Annotated in this window: 16 protein-coding genes and 1 pseudogene; 7 read left to right on the forward strand and 10 right to left on the reverse strand. The window is 52.4% G+C overall.

Annotated elements, in window-relative coordinates; all coding sequences use genetic code 11:
- Genes N5923_RS05645 through N5923_RS05655 form a run of 3 tightly spaced genes read right to left on the reverse strand, consistent with a single transcriptional unit; the run spans position 1 to position 3,812 of the window.
- The gene (locus tag N5923_RS05645) at positions 1-1,266 is read right to left on the reverse strand and encodes a c-type cytochrome (protein WP_267143389.1); all 1,266 of its coding nucleotides are present in this window, start codon (positions 1,264-1,266) and stop codon (positions 1-3) included.
- A gap of 5 nt (positions 1,267-1,271) precedes the next feature.
- On the reverse strand, positions 1,272-3,041 hold the full coding sequence (locus N5923_RS05650) for a GMC family oxidoreductase (protein WP_267143388.1): 1,770 nt from the start codon (positions 3,039-3,041) through the stop codon (positions 1,272-1,274).
- A gap of 45 nt (positions 3,042-3,086) precedes the next feature.
- Positions 3,087-3,812 carry a gluconate 2-dehydrogenase subunit 3 family protein gene (locus N5923_RS05655; protein WP_267143387.1) on the reverse strand — a complete coding sequence of 242 codons (726 nt, stop codon included), beginning with the start codon at positions 3,810-3,812 and terminating at the stop codon, positions 3,087-3,089.
- 516 nt (positions 3,813-4,328) lie between these two features.
- Between N5923_RS05655 and N5923_RS05660 the strand changes: the two genes are divergently transcribed.
- Positions 4,329-4,724 (forward strand): (R)-mandelonitrile lyase, encoded by a 396-nt coding sequence (locus tag N5923_RS05660; protein WP_267143531.1) that lies wholly within the window; start codon positions 4,329-4,331, stop codon positions 4,722-4,724.
- Positions 4,725-4,985: 261 nt separating this feature from the next.
- Positions 4,986-5,888 carry an Rpn family recombination-promoting nuclease/putative transposase gene (locus N5923_RS05665; protein ID WP_267143386.1) on the forward strand — a complete coding sequence of 301 codons (903 nt, stop codon included), beginning with the start codon at positions 4,986-4,988 and terminating at the stop codon, positions 5,886-5,888.
- A gap of 142 nt (positions 5,889-6,030) precedes the next feature.
- Here N5923_RS05665 and N5923_RS24865 read toward each other — a convergent pair.
- The 4 genes and pseudogenes from N5923_RS24865 to N5923_RS05680 form a co-directional block, all read right to left on the reverse strand.
- Positions 6,031-6,144 (reverse strand): annotated as a pseudogene (locus N5923_RS24865) (RNase A-like domain-containing protein); the annotation flags it as partial.
- Between the two features lie 136 nt (positions 6,145-6,280).
- Positions 6,281-7,270: an aldo/keto reductase gene (locus N5923_RS05670; protein ID WP_267143385.1), complete on the reverse strand. Its 990-nt coding sequence runs from the start codon at positions 7,268-7,270 to the stop codon at positions 6,281-6,283.
- 141 nt (positions 7,271-7,411) lie between these two features.
- Positions 7,412-7,615, reverse strand: a complete 204-nt coding sequence (ymcF, locus tag N5923_RS24870; protein WP_456119816.1) for a cold shock small protein YmcF — start codon at positions 7,613-7,615, stop codon at positions 7,412-7,414.
- A gap of 119 nt (positions 7,616-7,734) precedes the next feature.
- On the reverse strand, positions 7,735-8,754 hold the full coding sequence (locus N5923_RS05680; protein ID WP_267145223.1) for a LacI family DNA-binding transcriptional regulator: 1,020 nt from the start codon (positions 8,752-8,754) through the stop codon (positions 7,735-7,737).
- A gap of 455 nt (positions 8,755-9,209) precedes the next feature.
- Between N5923_RS05680 and N5923_RS05685 the strand changes: the two genes are divergently transcribed.
- Genes N5923_RS05685 through N5923_RS05695 form a run of 3 tightly spaced genes read left to right on the forward strand, consistent with a single transcriptional unit; the run spans position 9,210 to position 13,063 of the window.
- On the forward strand, positions 9,210-9,926 hold the full coding sequence (locus N5923_RS05685; protein WP_267143383.1) for a gluconate 2-dehydrogenase subunit 3 family protein: 717 nt from the start codon (positions 9,210-9,212) through the stop codon (positions 9,924-9,926).
- 40 nt (positions 9,927-9,966) lie between these two features.
- The gene (locus tag N5923_RS05690) at positions 9,967-11,739 is read left to right on the forward strand and encodes a GMC family oxidoreductase (protein ID WP_267143382.1); all 1,773 of its coding nucleotides are present in this window, start codon (positions 9,967-9,969) and stop codon (positions 11,737-11,739) included.
- A gap of 1 nt (position 11,740) precedes the next feature.
- Positions 11,741-13,063 carry a c-type cytochrome gene (locus N5923_RS05695; RefSeq protein ID WP_267143381.1) on the forward strand — a complete coding sequence of 441 codons (1,323 nt, stop codon included), beginning with the start codon at positions 11,741-11,743 and terminating at the stop codon, positions 13,061-13,063.
- 14 nt (positions 13,064-13,077) lie between these two features.
- Here N5923_RS05695 and N5923_RS05700 read toward each other — a convergent pair whose 3' ends face one another.
- On the reverse strand, positions 13,078-13,935 hold the full coding sequence (locus N5923_RS05700) for an AraC family transcriptional regulator (protein WP_267143380.1): 858 nt from the start codon (positions 13,933-13,935) through the stop codon (positions 13,078-13,080).
- Between the two features lie 241 nt (positions 13,936-14,176).
- On the opposite strand from N5923_RS05700, the gene melA reads away from it, so the two are divergent.
- Together melA and melB are read left to right on the forward strand one after the other, a co-directional pair.
- Positions 14,177-15,481: an alpha-glucosidase/alpha-galactosidase gene (gene melA, locus N5923_RS05705; RefSeq protein ID WP_267143379.1), complete on the forward strand. Its 1,305-nt coding sequence runs from the start codon at positions 14,177-14,179 to the stop codon at positions 15,479-15,481.
- A gap of 95 nt (positions 15,482-15,576) precedes the next feature.
- On the forward strand, positions 15,577-17,022 hold the full coding sequence (melB, locus tag N5923_RS05710) for a melibiose:sodium transporter MelB (protein ID WP_267143378.1): 1,446 nt from the start codon (positions 15,577-15,579) through the stop codon (positions 17,020-17,022).
- A gap of 101 nt (positions 17,023-17,123) precedes the next feature.
- Here melB and kduD read toward each other — a convergent pair whose 3' ends face one another.
- Together kduD and N5923_RS05720 are read right to left on the reverse strand one after the other, a co-directional pair.
- A complete protein-coding gene (kduD, locus tag N5923_RS05715; RefSeq protein ID WP_267143530.1) occupies positions 17,124-17,885 on the reverse strand; it encodes a 2-dehydro-3-deoxy-D-gluconate 5-dehydrogenase KduD in 762 nt (253 codons plus the stop codon).
- Between the two features lie 223 nt (positions 17,886-18,108).
- Positions 18,109-19,674 carry an MFS transporter gene (locus N5923_RS05720; RefSeq protein ID WP_267143377.1) on the reverse strand — a complete coding sequence of 522 codons (1,566 nt, stop codon included), beginning with the start codon at positions 19,672-19,674 and terminating at the stop codon, positions 18,109-18,111.
- Positions 19,675-19,811 lie beyond the last annotated feature (137 nt).

Raw genomic sequence — 19,811 nt, forward strand, 5'->3', positions numbered from 1 at the left:
TCAGTGAGTCTTCAGTTTCTCACGTACATCTTTGACCTGATCGGCGGTTACTGCCGGGGCGTTGTTGCTCCATCCCTGACGGATAAAGGTCGCCAGCTGCGCCACTTCATCATCATTCAGACGCCGGGCAAAACCAGGCATCACCAGCGTTGACGGCGCACGCGCGGTGGAGGGCTGCTGCGCGCCAGCCAGGATGGTATGAATTAACCCACCCGGATCCTGCGCATTGACAATCGTCGCCTGATCCAGTTCCGGGAAGATCCCCTTCGCGCCTTTGCCGCTAACAAAGTGACAGGCGCCGCAGTTATCCAGATAGAGACGTTCACCCAGATTCAGATTTTTCGCCGCTGTCAGTTTCGCTTCCGTCGCCTGAGCTGCCTGCGCATCACCGGTGACCAGCGCCGGATTGCCGCCGAGGAACTTCAGATAAGAAGCGATAGCCTGCAGATCGGCATCGGTCATATACGAGCTGCTGTGCTCAACCACCGAGGTCATTTCTCCGCCCACTGCCGCTTTATCATTACGACCGGTAGCCAGATAATCGACGATCTCTTTTTCGCTCCAGCGCGGCAAACCACGCAGTGAAGGCACTTCCCAGCCGTTGAGATTGCCACCGGCAAGGAACTGATCGTCGCTGCTGTCGAGCGCTTTCTCATTCATACCGAGGCCACGCGGCGTATGGCAGCTACCGCAGTGACCAAGGCTCTCAACCAGATAGGCGCCGCGATTAATCTCGGCTGACGCGCCGCCAATCGGCTGGAAAGGCTTATCGCTGGTAAACGCCCAGTTCCAGAAACGCATGCCCCAGCGCTGGCTAAACGGGAAACTCAGATCGGTTTCCGCGGGCTGCTCAGCGCTCGGTTTCACACCCTGCATAAAGTATGTGTACAGCGCATGCATATCTTCATCGGTAATTTTGGCGTAGTCCGGATAAGGCATCGCCGGATAGAGGCGGGTGCCATCCGGCAACACACCTTTACGTACCGCATCATTAAATTGCTGCTCGCTGTAATTACCGATGCCGTGCTGTTTATCCGGGGTGATATTCGTCGAATAAATGGTGCCCAGATTCGACTCAATCGCCAGACCACCGGCAAACTCCGCTTTACCCGGAATCGAGTGGCAGGCGCTACAGTCGCCAAGGCGGGAAACATATTCGCCCTGCTTGATTAACTGTGCATTATCCGCCTGCGCATTAGCAACAAAACCCAGTGCCGCCACCAGTGCATTTGCGATAAAAAAACGTTTAGCATTCATCATTTTCATCTCACTTATGCCTGAACCAATGGACCAGGATTTTTCAGATACTGATCTTTAATCGCCTGCGCCGCCATTAAGGTGATCGCCCCGATAGTATCGGTCGGGTTAGCCTGGAAGTTTTGCGGGAACGCATTACCGCCCGGCACAAACACGTTATGCACGTCCCAGCTCTGCAGATAACGGTTCAGTGCGGAAGTATCCGGCGACTCCCCCATAACCGCACCGCCCACATTATGGGTAGAGACGTATTTGGTCAGATCGAAATGCGCATCCATACCGAGGAAGCTTTCGCTGTAACTGTCAGGGTTCAGCTCTTTGGTGATATCGCCGACGATGCCACGCAGATGCTGTTGCAGTTTCAGTTCATTCGCTTTCCAGTCGAAGGTCATACGCAGCAGCGGATAACCGTACTCATCCTTATAATTAGGATCGAGATCGAGGTAGATATCGCGGTAAGACATACAGGTGGTGGTAATGCTGATCTTCATTGAATGGCCGTACCACTCTTCAAGACCCTCTTTCCAGCCGCCGCCCCAGCCCGGGGTGCCTTTCGGTAATGCGGTGCTGATTGGCGTACCGGTAGCCTGTGAGCTGTGGATTTTCGCACCGCCAATAAAGCCCAGTGACGGACCATCAAAGTTGCCTGGCGAGATATCATTAAACATCTGGCCAGTCGCGCCTGCGGTGGCGAACGGATTGAAGTTCTTATCTTTAAAGAACAGCGTCGAACCGCCGTTACTCAGGAAGGCGTAGTTACGTCCCACCACCCCTTCATTGGTGATCGGGTTATACGGCTTACCGATACCGGACAGCAGCATCAGACGCACGTTGGCAAACTGGAAGCTGCTCAGCACCACGATCTTCGCTGGCTGGAAGCACTCATTGCCCTGTTCATCGATATACACCACCCCTTTGGCGGTTTTCTTATCGTCGTGCAGCACCACTTTCATCACGTTGGCGTTAACTTCATAGGAGAAGTTATCCATACGCTTCAGCGCATCCATCACCGCGGTTTGCGGCGAAGCCTTTGAGTAGTTCAGGCAGGGATATTTACTGCAGTAACCGCAATAGTTACATGGCGCAATCTGGTTACCATACGGATTAGTCCAGGCGCGCGACACACAGGCGGATGGGTTCGGGAACGGATGGTAGCCGAGCTTCTTCGCTGCTTTGACAAACATGGTGTTATTCAGTGTGTCATCCAGCGCCGGCAGCGGCATTGGATTGGCGCGAGGCCCTTCAAACGGGTCGCCGCCTTCAAGAATCTGACCGCGCAGGTTGCCAGTGTTACCGGACTGACCGCAGATCATCTCAAACTTTTCGTAATAAGGTTCGATCTCTTCCCAGGTAAACGGGAAATCGCCGATTTCCATCTCTTCCTGCAGAATGCCCGGCTTATAAGCCTGCTCAGCATACGTTTTCAGTTTCAGATCGATAGGTGTTGGACGGATCAATACTGCCGTCCAGTGCAGACCGGATCCGCCGACCCCATTACCTGGACAGAAAGCGCCCCATTTGCGCGTCGGTAACGCGGTCTGACTCATATTATGACGCACGGTTACCGCGGCTTCCGCCGGTGTCGCCATCACTTTATTACGCACGGCATAAGCATATTCATCCGCCGGTTTCGGGTACGCAAACGCGTCGTAACCACGATCCGGTCCACGCTCCAGCGCACGAACTTTTAATCCCGCCATTGCCAGCTCGATACTCATCAGCGAGCCAGCCCAACCCAGGCCGACTACGACGACGTCGACTTCTTCTTTATTCACCTGTGCCATTTTAAACCCTGTCAATTTTCAAAAACGAAATAGTGCTCAAACCGTTCAGGCGCGTTCGCCTTTGACACTGACCGGCCCTAATGGATATGGAATGTTGTGCTGCTTTACCCATTCCAGATAGCTGGCACGTGCGCCCGGGAAGCCAATGGCAATCCATGCTTTCATGCCTTTATTGCCGCCGTACATTGGGTCGGAGAGATAACCATGTTTGGTTTCGGACAGCAGTTCACTGAAGAACTGAGAGGCCTTCAGATCGTCAGTTCCCATGCTGGCGAAATCGACGCCGTTTTTCTGTAACTGCGTCAGCACTGTATCTTTGTCCTGTGCGGACAACTGACTGAAAGGTTTCTGGTATTTCTGCTGGCACCAGCGATCAGTGAGATCGATTCCAGTTTTGAAAATCTGTTGTGGACGATATGGGATCTGATACCCCATAGTCGCATCTGCATGTGGCTCGAACGGCCCCTGCATATAGATTTCATCGCCCATTTCGGTATGCAACTGCTGATCGATAAAGATCGGCACATTGGTTTCCAGCGCACCTGGCGCGTTGCCTTTACCGCCTGCGGGGATCAAGCGATCACAGGCGGCCATCACAAACTGCCACTGTTCAGGGCTAAAAAAGATGGGTTTATAGTCGAGCAGTTCTGGTGCGGCCATTTCTGCAGCCTGGGCGGCAGTCAGACCTTTAAAGATCATGTCGCTGACCGGCAAAGCCATCAGCGACCCGATTAAAAACTTACGACGGGTAGTTTCTTTTTGAAGGAGCATAGCATTACGACTCTCACATGCTTAAAGGTAACAAGGAAGTTAATAATTAGTTATCGGCCTGGATTCTGATAATCATATAGACACACATATTTCAAAGTGTAAAAAAGATAGTTATTATGTGTTTAGTTTAATTTCGTTCAATAACTGATAATTTTCTTCGTGGCAATAACCTGTTGTAAGCAATAAGAAAGCCCTCAAAACAGTAATGTTATGCTAAATAAGGCGCGATTTACCTTAGCGTCCACCAGATATAATTCCCTTAAGTGACTGTCATTAAAATGAACTTATAAAAACAATTATATTTGATAATGATTATTATTTAATTTTATTGCGCAAATACCACACAAAAATATGATAATGATTATTGTTCAATATAAATCCGTTATATTTTCTGTGATGGGTTATGAATTTGGCTCATAAGGTCTGTCTGTTATCGTCGATAGTCACGGCGGCAATATCCACTATGATTACCCCTCAGGATTTATCTCTGCTGCTTACCAACGAGGAACGAATATGATTGATATTACCAAAAGTGGCGCCAAACCGGCCGTCGACGGCCCGGAAAGCTGGTTTACCGGCGCGGTGAAAATTAACGCACCTTTTCAGGCGACCGAGCCAGCACGTGTCGGCGGCGCGACCGTCTCATTCCAGCCCGGCGCGCGTACCGCGTGGCATACCCATCCGCTTGGGCAAACGCTGATTGTACTGGAAGGTGAAGGTCTGGTGCAGGAGTGGGGCAAAGCGGCACAGGTGATCACTACAGGCGATATCGTCTGGATCCGTCCGGGCGTAAAACACTGGCACGGTGCCGCTGCCAGCAGTGCGATGACCCACCTTGCCATTGCTGAATCGCTGGATGGCAAAGCGGTCGACTGGCTGGAACATGTCAGCGACGAGCAGTATCAGCAGTAAATAATAGCGTGTGAAATCCGGAGTCGGGGTCGGGGCAATAAACGTTAATAATCTGCAATTGCGACTGGATGCCGCGATTGCAGGATTAATACCAACGCTTGTTAATAAGCCTGTTCACTTTCCACCATGCCTGTCGATTGTAGTGGCATACTGAATTTGGCCAGTGAAATATAGCCTGTCAAGCTGAGGTTTAAAGGTGACGCAATTGATCATATTTCGGCCTTCAGGCTTATATGATAGAGTTCACCCATGTCAACCCGGATGACAGGAGCCACGGAATGGGTACCCCCCCCCACGCCGCATGATGCGGTATTTAAACAGTTTCTCTCTCACCCCGACACCGCCAGGGATTTCCTGCAAATTCACCTGCCGCCGGCACTATTGCAGGACTGCAATCTGGATACCCTTCACCTGGAACCATGTAGCTTTGTGGAGAAGAATCTGCGGGCGTTCTATGCCGATGTGCTGTATTCGGTGCAGACTGATAGCGGGGAAGGGTATATCTACTGCCTGATTGAGCACCAGAGTTCACCCGATAAAAATATGCCCTTCAGGTTAATGCGTTACGCTTTTGGTGCTATGCAGCGCCACCTTGATTACGGTCATGAACGCCTGCCGCTGGTGATTCCGATTCTGTTTTACCATGGCAATATCAGCCCCTATCCTTATCCGATGAACTGGCTGCAGACCTTTGATGACCCGGAACGGGCAGGCCAGCTCTACAGCGGTGACTTTCCGCTGGTGGACATTACCACAATCCCCGACGAAGAAATTATGCAGCACCGTGGAGTGGCGCTGCTGGAGTATCTGCATAAGCACAGCCGCCAGCGCGATCTGTTGCTGATGCTGGAGCCGCTGGCAACGCTGATTAAAGGCGATTACACTACAAGGGATCAGTTAATTGCGGCGATGAACTATATGCTGCAGGTGGGTGAAACAGCTGATCCAAAATCATTTATGCGGGCGCTGGCAGAGCGCACGGGTCAATATGAGGAACTGATGATGACAGCTGCAGAAAAGCTTAGACAGGAAGGGCGTCAGGAAGAGCGTCTGCAAACAAAATTGGAAATTGCCCGCAAGATGCTCTCTGAGGGTCTGGATACAGGGAAAATCATGAAAATGACAGGGCTGACGGAAGAAGAGCTGAACCGGATACGCCACTAACCTGTAACAGACCAGACTGCCATCCGCAGCGATATGTGCCTCTATTCTGAACCACATCAAAGTGGGGGGCAGATTGGGGGCTTTTTTAGTGGGCTCGCTAAAATTAATCAGATAAAATCAGACGATTACATGGTGAGGCTTGTCCCGCCCCGCCCATAAACCGATTCATTGTCGTCTCTGACTCTGTCACTGTTTTATCAGAGAGAACTGCGGCAAGCTGAACCGGAGACATCACGATTTTTATTCCATCATTCATAATGAAACCTCATATGAGTAAAATCTAAGCGGTTAGATTGTATCCACTTTTACGGCTTTTATCTCCACCAACAGTAAGAAAAAAAGATTTCAGAAAAATTGTCCCCTTGTTCAACTTTAATTTTTATTGTTTTGTATCAGCGCCCGACCCGGCTCTGCAACTCCGCCGGGTAACGTGCGCCCTGCACCTCGATACCCGCCAGAATAGTGTTGATAATGCTCAGCTCGTCAGTGGTCAGGTGCAGCCGGGCTGCGCCGATATTCTCTTCCAGCCGGTGCAGCTTAGTGGTGCCGGGAATCGGCGCGATCCACGGTTTTTGCGCCAGCAACCAGGCGAGCGCAATCTGCGCCGGGGTAGCCTCTTTCTGCCGTGCAATATTTGCCAGCTCATCCACCAGCAGCTGATTCGCTTTACGCGCTTCAGCGCTAAAGCGTGGCACTTTATTGCGGAAATCGCTGCTGTCGAACGCGGTGTTTTCGTTAATCGCGCCGGTGAGAAAGCCTTTTCCCAGTGGGCTAAAAGGCACAAAACCGATGCCCAGCTCTTCAAGCGTCGGGATAATTTCCTGCTCGGGTTCACGCCACCATAACGAATATTCACTTTGCAACGCCGACACTGGCTGCACCGCATGGGCGCGACGGATGGTCTGCGCACCCGCTTCCGATAATCCGAAGTGTTTTACCTTACCTTCGGCAATCAGCTGCTGAACGGTGCCGGCAACCTCTTCGATCGGCACATTGGGATCGACACGATGCTGATAAAGCAGATCGATGGCGTCAATATTCAGGCGTTTTAATGAACCTTCCACCGCTTTGCGGATCTGCTGCGGATGACTGTTAAGCACCTGACTGTTATCAGGTTGCGGCAGATCGAAACCAAACTTAGTGGCAATCACCACCTGGTCACGAAACGGCGCTAAGGCTTCGCCCAGCAGCGCTTCATTGACGAAGGGGCCATAGACTTCAGCGGTATCGAAAAAGGTCACGCCGCGTTCGAAGGCGGTGCGGATTAACGTGATCGCCTGTTGTTTGTCGGTTGCCGGACCATAGCCGAAGCTTAATCCCATACAACCGAGCCCCAGAGCGGAAACTTTCAGACCATCGTTACCCAGTTTACGTTGTTGCATATTGTCCTCCGACGTTATTGCTGCCAAAGGAGATAACTTATCTCCCGGCTGCCAATACTTTAGGAAGCCAGAGCAAAAAAACTATGGGGGATTCTGAGCTAGACGTTATGAACGGGATTCATCAATCGGGCGGCAGGAAGATTAAGCGTGGCTGTGAGCGGGCAAAACCTTATTATTAGCGGCCTGAGAGCTGGCTGTCATACCAGATTTGCAGAAGATACACACTGCGCCATGAGGATTCTTAGAAGTGACATCGAACAGGGAGAGGCGGTACTGCTGACCGTGACAGCACGGACATTTAAATTTAATAGTAATGATAAAAACCTTTGTTTTATTAATTGAGATTTAACTCTAGCACGCCGTCAGAATTCTGTCTGATTTATTTTCATTACGTTGTCTGCCAGACAGGGTTTTGCCGCAGTAAACGCGGCAGCGCCCGGCACGGCGGGCCTGACGCGCCATGCTTACAGATGGTTTTCAGCGGTAATTAATCTGAAATCGACTTTCCCGCTCAGATAGACATCCGGCACTTCATCTTTTTCCAGTTTACGCAGCACAATATCCAGCGCCAGCTGAGCATGCTGGCGGGCATGCTGATCGAGCACAAAACTGACCGCGTCCTCGGTTAATAAACGCCGGGTTACAGTATAAAGTTCATGGGTAATATAAATGCATTGACCCAATAAATGATGGTGCGCGAGTATTTCGCTAATTCCGCTATTCCCGGAGCCGGTATTATATATTCCCACCACATTATCGCTGTTCTGCAGATATGTATTTAATAGCTGCTGAATTTTTTCTCGCTGGTCCTGCCCCACTAATACTTCGCGTAAAATAACAGCGGGGAAACGCTGCTGAATAACCTGGCGAAAACCCGCAATACGCTGACGGTGAGCGGTATAATCAATATTGCCGCTGACCATAATAACCTCTCCGGGCTGTTGCAGGGTTCTGCCCATTAACAGGCCGGCGGTACGACCCGCCTGCAACTGATTAATCCCGACATGGCATAAGCGACTGGCACCGGGCAGATCGGTCACGATGGTGATCACCGGTACCCCTCTGCTGTGACACAACGCCAGCGCGGCATACACCGCAGGATGGTCGTGGGCAAAGACAATAATTGCGTCACGCTTTTCGCTGCATTTCTCGATATGGCGCGCCAGTTTATGCGGATCATCCTCAGAAATCAGCGTGCGGCTCAGCCTGACTCGCTGATAACCTAATATGCTGCCTGCCTCACTGAAATCCTGCGCCAGGCGGGTAAAAAAGAAGGAGCCATTGGCGCTGAGGATCACTTCAATATGCCAGGGATGCTTATACTCATCAGGCAGGATCCGTTTCAGACCCAGCTCGCGCACCGCCTGCAGCACTTTACGCGCCGTCTCAGGCGAAACGCCGCCGCGCTCATTAAGTACCCGGTCTACCGTTGCCACACCGACGCCCGCCATTTGCGCCAGCATCTCAAGGGTGAGCTTTTTCATGGTTGCTCCACAGTGCTAAATCTGTTGAAAAGGTCGTACAGCGCTGCATTATGCGGAGCGGAGGGATTCCCGCAAGGCGGCAATTGTTGCAAAAAACCACCGCCTGCCCTCTGATTACCAGGTCGTTAATAACGGCAATTAAATAAATCCACCAGTTAAAAAATAGCCACAGGTCAGATGATGGAAAACCATCAACGTAAAAGTACCCTTTTTTCGTGGGAGTATTTATCATAGCGCGAATGTTATTTTTTTATTAATTATTTTAATTAGATGTAAATAAACACTCTCACCTCGGGTTTCAGGGCGTAACAAACAAGCCTGACCTGCATTCATTTTTGCATCAATTTGCCGAACCGAGATAACGGGCTGATTAATTCAGCCTGAGATAACTGCACCCTTTTTATGGCAGCGCTGTTTCAGCGCAGAAGCACTTTATTTAAATACAGGGAAATTTGATGAAACGAAGACAATTCCTCACCTCGTTCGCGGCTATCGGACTGGCGTCATCGTTGCCGGTAGCGAAAGCAGCGGAAGTCAGCGGTGGACAACCGTTTGAGCCGGGAAAAATCGTCACCCCGCCCGCGCCGCCAAAAACCGGCGGACGACAATATCTCACCGCCCATGAGTTCGCCACGGTCGGCGCAATTGCCGAGCGCTTTATCCCCGCCGATGAGTTAAGCATCAGCGGCAAGCAGGCGGGCTGCGCCACCTTTATTGACCGTCAGTTAGCCGGCGATTATGGCAATGCCGTGGCGATCTACCGTCTCGGACGTTTTGTTAAAGGCACGCCGGAACAGGGGATGCAATCGCCGCTGACGCCCGCCCAGCGTTATCGCCTCGGCCTGGCGGCACTGGATGTCGCCACTCAGCAACAGTTCGGCAAGGATTTTGTCCAGCTCGATGGCGAGCAACAGGACAGGCTACTGCATGCGATGGAAGCCAGCCAGCTCGATCTCGGTGCTGACGTTGAAACCAAAGTGTTCTTCGAGCTGCTGCTGCAAAACGTACGTGAAGGCTTTCTCTCCGACCCGCTGTACGGAGGCAATAAAGGCATGGCCAGCTGGAAAATGATCGGCTTCCCCGGTGCGCGCTATGACTTCCGCGATCTGCTCAGCAAAAAAGGGCAGAAGCTACATATCATTCCTACCAGCATGATTGATAACACTCTCTGAGCTGGCACTTTAAGTAATTGAGCGATAACGAGTTTTAATAATGAAAAATGTCCGTCCAAAAGCTGATGTCGTCACTGTCGGCCTGGGGTGGTGTGGCTCTTTGATCGCCGAAGAGCTGACACGCGCAGGTTTAAATGTCGTTGCCATTGAGCGCGGCCCGTGGTTTGAAACCGCAACTGATTTCCCCCCCTCGATTGATACCGATGAACTGCGCTGGGATACGCGCCGCAGTATGCTGCTGCCCCCGGCGGTCGAAACCACCACCTTCCGCAATTCAATTCAGGAAACCGCGCTGCCGTCCCGCGACTGGAACCTGAATGAGCTGGGTTATAACGTCGGCGGTTCTGGTACGCACTGGGCCGGTATGGCATGGCGCTTTACCCCGTTTGATTTGCAGCCCTACACCCAGACCGTTGAACGCTACGGCAAACAGAAGATCGCCAAAGGATTGATCCTGCAGGACTGGGGCGTCACTTATGATGAACTGGAGCCTTTTTACGACCGCTTTGAGAAAATTGCCGGTGTTTCCGGTAAAGCCGGCAAGTTAAATGGCGAAATCATTCCCGATGGCAACCCGTACGAAGGCAATCGCAGCAGCGAATATCCGCTCCCGCCGCTGGAGGGTATGCGCCTGACCGATCTGTTCCGCGATGCCGCGAAATCCCTTGGTCAGAAACCGTTTATGGTGCCTGCCGGCCAGGCGTCACGCGCTTATGTAAATCCGCTGGGCGTGCGTATGGGGCCATGCACCTACTGTGGCTACTGCCTGTATTACGGTTGCGGCAACTTCTCCAAATCCAGCCCGAATGCCTGCGTGATCCCGGCGCTGATGCAGCGCGAGAACTTTACTGTGCTCACCGATTCCGCGGTGGTCAGAGTGAACAAAGCGGCAGATGGCAAAACCGCCACCGGCGTGACCTATATCGACCGTAATCAGCAGCAGTGGGAACAGCCTGCGGATATGGTGATTTTATCAGCGTTCCAGATGCAAAACGTGCGTCTGCTGCTGCTGTCGAAAATCGGCCAGCCCTATGATCCGGTCAGCAAAACCGGCGTTGTCGGGCGCGCCTACAGTTTTCAGACGGTGTCTGGCGCCAGCCTGTTCTTCGAAGATGAAAATCTGAATCAGTTTATTGGCGCTGGCGCCCTCTCGCAGCAGGTTGATGACTTTAACGGCGATAACTTCGACCACAGCGAGCTCGACTTTATTGGCGGCGCCGGCATCCTGGTGGTGGCGCGCGGCGCGCGGCCGATTGGCAACGCCGATGCGCTGCCGCCGGGTACGCCACGCTGGGGCAAAGCGTGGAAAAAAGCCTATACCCACGCCTTCCAGAACGGCACCTTTATCTTTGGTCAGGGCACCAGCTTTTCACACGAAGATTATTATCTCGATCTTGATCCTGAGTACAAAGATGACAACGGTAATGCGCTGCTGCGCGTCACCTTTGACTATAACGAGAACGACCGCCGCTCCGCGAAATTTATCGAAGAGAAAAGCGTCGAAATCGGCAAAGCGATGGGGGCGAAAATCGTTATCGGCACCAACTCCGCCGCCGGTAAATATTCGCCGTATAACTTTGCCAGCGACCACACCATTGGCGGTGCGGTAATGGGCGTCGATCCGGCCACCAGTGTGGTTAATCGCTATCAGCAGAGCTGGGACATGCACAACCTGTTTGTCCTTGGCGCCTCGTCGTTCCCCAATAATGCCGGATATAACCCGACGGGCACCATTGGCGCGCTAAGTCTCTGGACAGCGAAAGCGATTATTGAGCAGTACGTGAAAAACCCTGGTCCACTGGTGAAGGTGTGAAATGAATAAAATCTACATAGCCGGTGGTGTCGCGATCATCGCCGCCCTGGTGGCGGGCGTGCTGCTGTATCAGAACGGCAATACTGCGGCGGATAATGTCGCCGATAACCATATTCTGATGAGCCAGCCGCTGACCGCCGCCGATGCCGATGCGGTAAAACGCGGTCACTATATTGCGGTTGCCGGAGACTGCGTCGCCTGCCATACCGCACCGGAAAGCAAAAACGCCTTCGCCGGCGGCTACGCGATCAGCACGCCGTTTGGCGGCATTTACGCCAGCAATATCACCCCGGATGGCGAAACCGGGATTGGTAACTGGACAGAGCGCGACTTCTATCGCGCCGTGCGTCACGGCAAAGGTAAAGACGGTGAAAATCTCTATCCGGCAATGCCGTATAACGCCTATATCAAGGTCAGCGACCAGGATATGCACGATCTGTGGATGTATATGCGTTCGGTAAAACCGGTGCGTTCGGCGGTGCCGGAAACCAGCCTGCCATTCCCGTATAATATCCGCCTGGCGATGATGGGCTGGAATCTGCTGTTCTTTGATAATAAAGGCTTTACTGCCGATGCATCCCAATCAGCCGAGTGGAATCGCGGCGCGTACCTGGTTGAGGGGCTTGAGCACTGCGCCGCCTGTCATACCGCGAAAAATATTATCGGCGGCGATACCAGCGCTTATCTGCAGGGCAGTAATCTCGGTGAGTGGTATGCGCCGGAAATTACCCGCAATCGCTACACCGGGATTGGCAGCTGGTCAGAAGATCAAGTGGTGGAGTATCTGAAGCTGGGCAGCAACCATGTGGCGGTGGCTTCCGGTCCGATGGCGGAAGCGGTCAGCAACTCGACGCAGCACCTGACCGATCAGGATCTGCATGCGATTGCCCGCTATCTGCAATCACAGCCGGGTTCCGATCGGCAGAAACCGACGCCGTTAAGCGCAGCGAGCAGTGCACAGATGAAAATGGGCGAAAATGTCTATTCAATTAACTGCACCGCCTGCCATAACAGCGATGGCAAAGGCATTCCCAACCTTGCCGCCAGTCTGGCGGATAATCCGGCGATTATGGGACCCGACGCCTCATCAATTATCACCACTGTGCTGCAAGGCGGCAGAGGCGCGGTAACCAAAGGCAACCCAACCAGTGGCGCGATGCCAGGTTTTGCGTGGAAATTATCCGATGAGCAGGCAGCGGCGGTAGCGACTTATATCCGCAACTCATGGGGCAATGCCGCACCGGCGGTCACTGCCGGACAGGTGGCGGAGAAGCGCAGCTTGCTGAAACTGCCCGCGCAGATGGCGGAGGGGGCAACACCGTAAAATCAGCGTGCCGGTTATCCTGCGGGATAGCTGGCATCGCTTACTGCTTCATTTTCCCGCTGCTGCCTGCGCCACTCCCCCGGCGACATCTGCCAGATCTGGCGAAACACCCGCGAAAACTGCATCTGATCGCGATAGCCCACCGAGAAGGCAATCACCTTAATCGGCAAACGCGCATCAACCAGCAGCGAGGTGGCGACATTCATCCGCAGTAAAATCAGATAATGTTTCGGGCCATAGCCAAAGCGCGCTTTGAACAGGCGGCTCAGATAGCTGCGGTCTACCCGGCACCAGGCGGCAATATCGCTGACAGTGATATTCTCGTGATAATTGCGCTCCATCCAGTGAATCGCCTTCTCCAGAGGATCGTCTGCTTCAGGCCGGTGGGCGACAGTACAGACGGTGTTCGCCTGTAATGCATCAAGAAACAGGCAGGTCAGCCCGGCAATGCGCAGCGACTGCGCGGTTTCCTGCGCCAGAATTTGCTGCAAATAGTGAAACGCTTCGCGCTGCTCACTGCCAGCGGCGGCGGCATACACCGGATTATCACGATTCAATCCACAGGCTTCAAAAGTGCGCGCCACAATTAAACCGTCAAATTCAATCCACATATATTCCCACGGCTGGCGTTTATCCGCGCTGTAGGTGGTAATTTCATGCGGATAAATCAGAAATGCCTCCCCGGGATTTATTTGATAGCTGCCACGCTCGGTATAAAAACGCCCTGTCCCCTTAATCACATAATGCAGTAAATAGTGCTGGCGCACTGCCGGACCAAAACTATGCCCGGATTCACACACTTCATGGCCGAACTGAAAAATATTAAGGCCGAAATGCGATATCTCTTCCGGTTTAAGATCTTTTTGTACCACTGCTTTCGCCTCAGTGTTGCGCTGACAACATCACATAATCACATAGATTAGCTTGTTTTTAGTGTGAACTGGCTGATGTGGCAAGCGCCAACAGGTTGACAGACGGCTAATTGCGACCTGCCTCACAGATTTGTTGCGCTTTCATTTTTCGCCATATTGATGTCACAAAACGACATATACATTATTTCCGTCGCTGCCTAGAGTCAGGTCAACGCAATATTCACTGGCACAGGAAAAAACAATGAAAATCACCTTTATTGGTGCGGGCAGCACCGTATTTGCAAAAAATGTACTCGGCGACATTATGGCAACCGCATCATTAAGTGAGGTGCAGATTGCACTTTACGATATTGATGAAAGTCGCCTGCAGGACTCCTGGAATATGCTGAATAATATTAATCAGAATATTAACCAGGGGCGCGCCAGCATTGAAAAATATGTGGGCGTCGAACAACGTCGTGCGGCGTTAAACGGGGCGAAGTATGTGATTAACGCCATTCAGGTCGGCGGCTATCAACCTTGCACGGTGACTGACTTTGAGATCCCGAAACAGTTTGGCCTGCGCCAGACGATTGCCGATACGCTGGGGATTGGCGGCCTGTTTCGCGCACTGCGTACCCTGCCGGTGCTGTTTGATATCGCCCGCGAAATGGAGCAGGAGTGCCCGGATGCCTGGTTCCTTAACTATACCAATCCCATGGCCGCCCTGACCGGCGCGATGTTGCGGCATACCGGGATTAAAACCGTCGGGCTGTGCCACAGCGTGCAGGTTTGCGCCGAAACCCTGCTGAAAGCGGTGGATATGCCAACCGACGGCGTCACCTGGCAGATTGCCGGTATCAACCATATGGCGTGGTTACTGGATATTAAGCGCCATGGCGAGGATATTTATCCGGAAGTTAAACGCCGCGCCGCCGCGCTGGCACACAAGCATGACGATATGGTGCGCCATGAAATTATGCGCGTATTTGGCTACTACGTTACCGAATCCTCCGAGCATAACGCCGAATATATGCCGTACTGGATCAAGCGCAATTATCCGCAACTTATCGAACGTTTTAATATTCCACTGGATGAGTATCCGCGCCGCTGTATTGAGCAGATCAATAACTGGCAGATGCAGCGTGAACAACTCACGCGTGACGAAGCGCTGAGCCACTGCCGCAGCCATGAATACGCTTCATATATCATTGAGGCGATGGAAACCGACCAGCCATACAAAATTGGCGGCAATGTGCTTAACCGCGGCCTGATCACTAATCTGCCGTCAGAAGCCTGTGTTGAAGTGCCTTGCCTGGTCGATGCTCAGGGTATTACCCCAACGATCGTCGGCGATCTCCCGCCCCAGCTGGCGGCGCTCAACCGCACCAATATCAATACCCAGTTGCTGACCATTGAAGCCGCCGTCACGCTGAAAAAAGAGCATATCTATCATGCCGCCCTGCTTGATCCGCACACCTCGGCGGAGCTGTCGATTGATGACACCATTCGCCTGTGCGATGCGTTAATCGAAGCACACGGCAACTGGTTGCCGGCTTACCGCTAATCCCTGGCTCACCCTACCTTTAAGCCGCATTGAAAGGAGGCCGACGCTGTTTTTATGGCTGTCAGCGTCGGCTCCGGGGAGATGCGGAAATAACCATGAGCGTTTCACTAAAAACTAAAATCAGCTATGGATTCGGCGCCTTTGGTAAAGACTTCGCCATCGGCATAATTTATATGTACTTAATGTATTACTACACCGATGTGGTGGGCGTTTCCGTCAGTATGGTGGCGTCGCTGTTTCTGGTAGCGCGTATCCTCGATGCGCTGCTCGATCCGGTGATGGGCTGGATTGTCGAACGCACCCGCACACGCTGGGGAAAATTTAAACCCTGGATTCTGATTGGCACGCTGGTAAATTCCGTGGTGCTGATCAGTGTTTTCTGCGCGCATAATTTCACCGGCGGCGCACTGATTGCTTATATCTGGGTCACTTACATTCTCTGGGGTTTTACTTACACCATTATGGATGTGCCTTTCTGGTCGCTGGTGCCCTGCATCACCGTCGATAAACGCGAGCGTGAAGCGTTGATCCCGTGGCCACGTTTCTTTGCCAGCAGCGCCGGTTATCTTACCGGAGTCATTGGCTTGCCACTGATTAACCTGCTCGGCCAGGGCAGCCAGGGCGACGGTTTTATGCGCTTCACCTTTATCCTGGTGTTCTTCTTTGTACTGTCCACCATCGTCACGCTGGTCAATGTGCAGGAGAAGTACTCTTCTTCGCATAATGGCGGCGAGCAGGTGCAGCACGGGCTGAAAAGCGTGCTGATGATGATCGTGCGTAATAAGCCGTTATTTGCCCTGCTGGTCATGGCGTTGTCGTGGAATATGGCCCATAACGTGATTCAGTCCTTTGCCATCTACTACTTCAAATATGTGGTGGGCCGCGAGGAGCTGTTCCCGTGGTATATGATGTATGCCGGAATTGCCAATCTGGCGACTATCGCGCTGTTCCCCTTGCTGGCAAAACGTTTTTCACGGCGCATTCTGTGGATTAGCGCGTCTGTTTTACCGGTATTAAGCTGCCTGTTGCTGCTGATTGTCGGGCTGTATGCGCCGCAAAGCGCCACGTTGATAGCCCTGTCCGGGATTATGGCCAACTGCGGTGGGGCTTTCTTCTGGGTATTGCTGGTAATTATGGTGGCCGATACCGTCGATTACGGCGATTACGCGCTGGGAATGCGCATTGAGAGCATTGCCTTTGCGGTTCAAACCATGGTGGTTAAAGCCGGTTCCGCTTTCGCTGGTCTGGTGATTGGCGTACTGCTCGGCGCCGTCGGTTATCAGGCGGGCGTGCCGCAAAGTGCCAGCACTATAATGGGGATGCAGGGAATTATGATTGTGGTTCCGATGCTGTTCTTTGGCCTGACGCTCTGGGTCTATCTGCGCCATTACGCACTGGATGGCGCACTGCTGCAACAGGTGCAAAATCATCTGAAGCGTAAATATGATGAACCGGTGGATGCTCAGGCGCGTGCGGCTGCGGTACCGGGCCGCGATACACATACGGTGACGCCAGCGGATACGGTTACCGTTAAGTCCTGAATCTGTTGTTCACAGCAGTGATAATCACGGGGGGAACATCGCGTTATTTATGACGTTATGACAATCAGCAGCACGGGCGGCGCTCACGCCGCCCAGCCAGATCAACGCGCCAGCCAGCCGCCATCAACAGCGAGAGTGTAGCCATTGATATAATCCGATGCAGGGGAGGCAAGAAACACCGCCGGTCCCATCAGATCCTGCGGTAAACCCCAGCGTCCGGCAGGAATACGCTCAACAATCGCATCATTACGCGCCTGATCGGCACGCAGCTGCTGAGTATTGTTGGTCGCCATATAGCCCGGCGCAATGGCATTAACATTAATACCGTACTGCGCCCATTCGTTGGCTAACAGGCGGGTGACGCCCATGACGGCGCTTTTCGACGCAGTATAGGAAGGCACGCGGATACCGCCCTGGAACGACAGCATTGAGGCGATATTGATAATCTTGCCGCCCTGCCCCTGACTGATAAACTGACGGGCCACTGCCTGCGACATAAAGAACACAGTTTTAATATTCAGGTTCATCACGTCATCCCAGTCTTTTTCGCTAAATTCCAGCGCGTCCTGACGACGGATAATTCCGGCGTTATTCACCAGAATATCGATATGACCAAACTCCGCCAGCGCCTGTTCCAGCAGCGCAGGCACCACTTCCAGTTTACTCAGATCGGCTTTCAGACTTAAAAAACGGCGACCCAGCGCGGCCACTTGCGCGGCGGTATCTTCCGGCTCCACCACATTAATGCCAACGATGTCACAGCCAGCTTGCGCCAGGCCCACCGCCATACCCTGTCCTAAACCTGTGTCGCAACCGGTAACGATGGCAACTTTACCCTGCAGTGAAAAATTATCGAGAATCATCATATCTTCCTTAGCGCACGGGGCGGAGTTCGCCCGGATAAAAATCAGGTAACAATCGGTCAGCATCATGCTCTTTCCAGTCGGGGAAAGGGCATCACTCACTTACCAGCCTGCCCTGATTCTATCCCTAATTCCCCCTGCAGACAATAAAATCAAAACAGCGTTTTATTTTTAATAAAACCACAACACAAAAACAGCAAATTTTAAACCTGCATGAGTAACGTTATGGCAGCTGTTCAGCAATCACGGGCTGCGCGCCATCGGCGTCATTCATTTTGCGCGAAATATCACTGTTGCCCCAGCACTGCTCGTAGGGGAAACCGACCAGCTCTTCAATTACCGCCCGCGCTTCAGGTTTGATCGCGCTAAGCTCACCACCGGCTTTGATGCGCGCGACTTCCTCTAACACGATAAAGTGGGTTTTGCGGTCGAGGGTCATCTGGCGGCTAAAGATAATCGCGGTCAGCGCCAGTACAATTACCCCGGCAAAGAACACCCATGAGATAGCGTTAATCGCGCTTTCCGGCTGGACATGGGATTTCGACTGGAAGCCGTAATAGCTGAGGATCGCCCCCATCACAAACACGATCACCGAACGGACGATTTTTCCTGAGAAGGTCATTGCGCCGGCATAAATGCCCTCGCGACGACGGCCAGTAAACACTTCGTCAACATCGGCGAGGAAGGTATAGACCGTCCATGGAATGTAGTAGACACCACCGGTACCTAAACCAAACACCACGGTGACGCCAATAATCGCCACGGTGGCGAAATACCCCGGCAGATGCAGGAAGTGCAGCAGTGAGTAGCAGCAGACGGCGAAGATAACGATCGACAGTGCCCAGGTATAAGGTTTGCTAAAACCGCGTTTGACGCAGATAGCAATAAAGATCGCGGTAGAGCATAACTGCAGGATGGCATTCAGGCTGTTTAGCCCGGCAAGAATCGCCGGATCGTATTGCAGCACAAAAATCACATAGTAAGTAAATACGGAAGCGAATAGCCATTCCGCGCCAAAGCCAAACAGGTACATCCCCAGATGCTTGCGGAATACGCGTAAATAGAAGGTGGACTGCATATCGCGCACCAACGCCACCAGCGTTTGCCATAAGGTTTTTTTCTGTCTGACGGCCCTGATGCCGGCATCTTTACGCTCCCATGAGAACCAGTAAAGCATGCCAATGGCGATAAACAGAATCAGGCCATAAGTGATGCCGGTATACAGAAACGGCTGCGCCGACTCTTTGCCATACAGCAGGATAAATTGTCCGGGAATAATCGCCGCCAGGAAGTTAGCCATTTTACCGAAGATCGCTTTATAGCCGGTCAGCTTCGAACGCACGGCAAAATCATCGGTCATTTCGGTGGCCAGCGTTTCGTACGGCACCATCACCGAGGTATAGATCAGTTCGAAAATGACGTACGTGCAGAGGTAATACCAGAAACCAAACCCTTCTACCCACAGTAACGGGTAGAACATCATTAATGGCGCGCCGATCAGTAAAAAGAAACGCCGGCGACCAAAACGTTTACCTAACCAGGTGTTGCCAAAGTTATCGGTTAAATAACCCATTAGCGGATTACTGATGGCATCAATAACACTGGCAACGGAGAAGATAAATGACGCTTCCAGCAGCGTCAGGCCGCAGAAGGTGGTATAAAAATAGAGTAACCATGCTCCGGCAATCGCCAGCGCACCACTGCCCAGCAGGTTGCCCCCGCCATAAGCCAGCTGATGACCCAGATTAACCCTGCGTCCCTCGCCCAAAGGTAGCCTGTTTTTTATCATGGCATTGCGCCTCTTATTTAAATGAACCACTGTTTCATTTTTATTGGATTGTGGTTTTATATATTTAAGAGGCCGCGTATGTTGTGATCAATATCACCATAAATCATAAGCATGCTTATTTATTCTGCTTTTGCGAT

This window comes from Winslowiella arboricola, from assembly GCF_025527015.1.
Taxonomy (GTDB): Bacteria; Pseudomonadota; Gammaproteobacteria; order Enterobacterales; family Enterobacteriaceae; genus Erwinia; species Erwinia arboricola.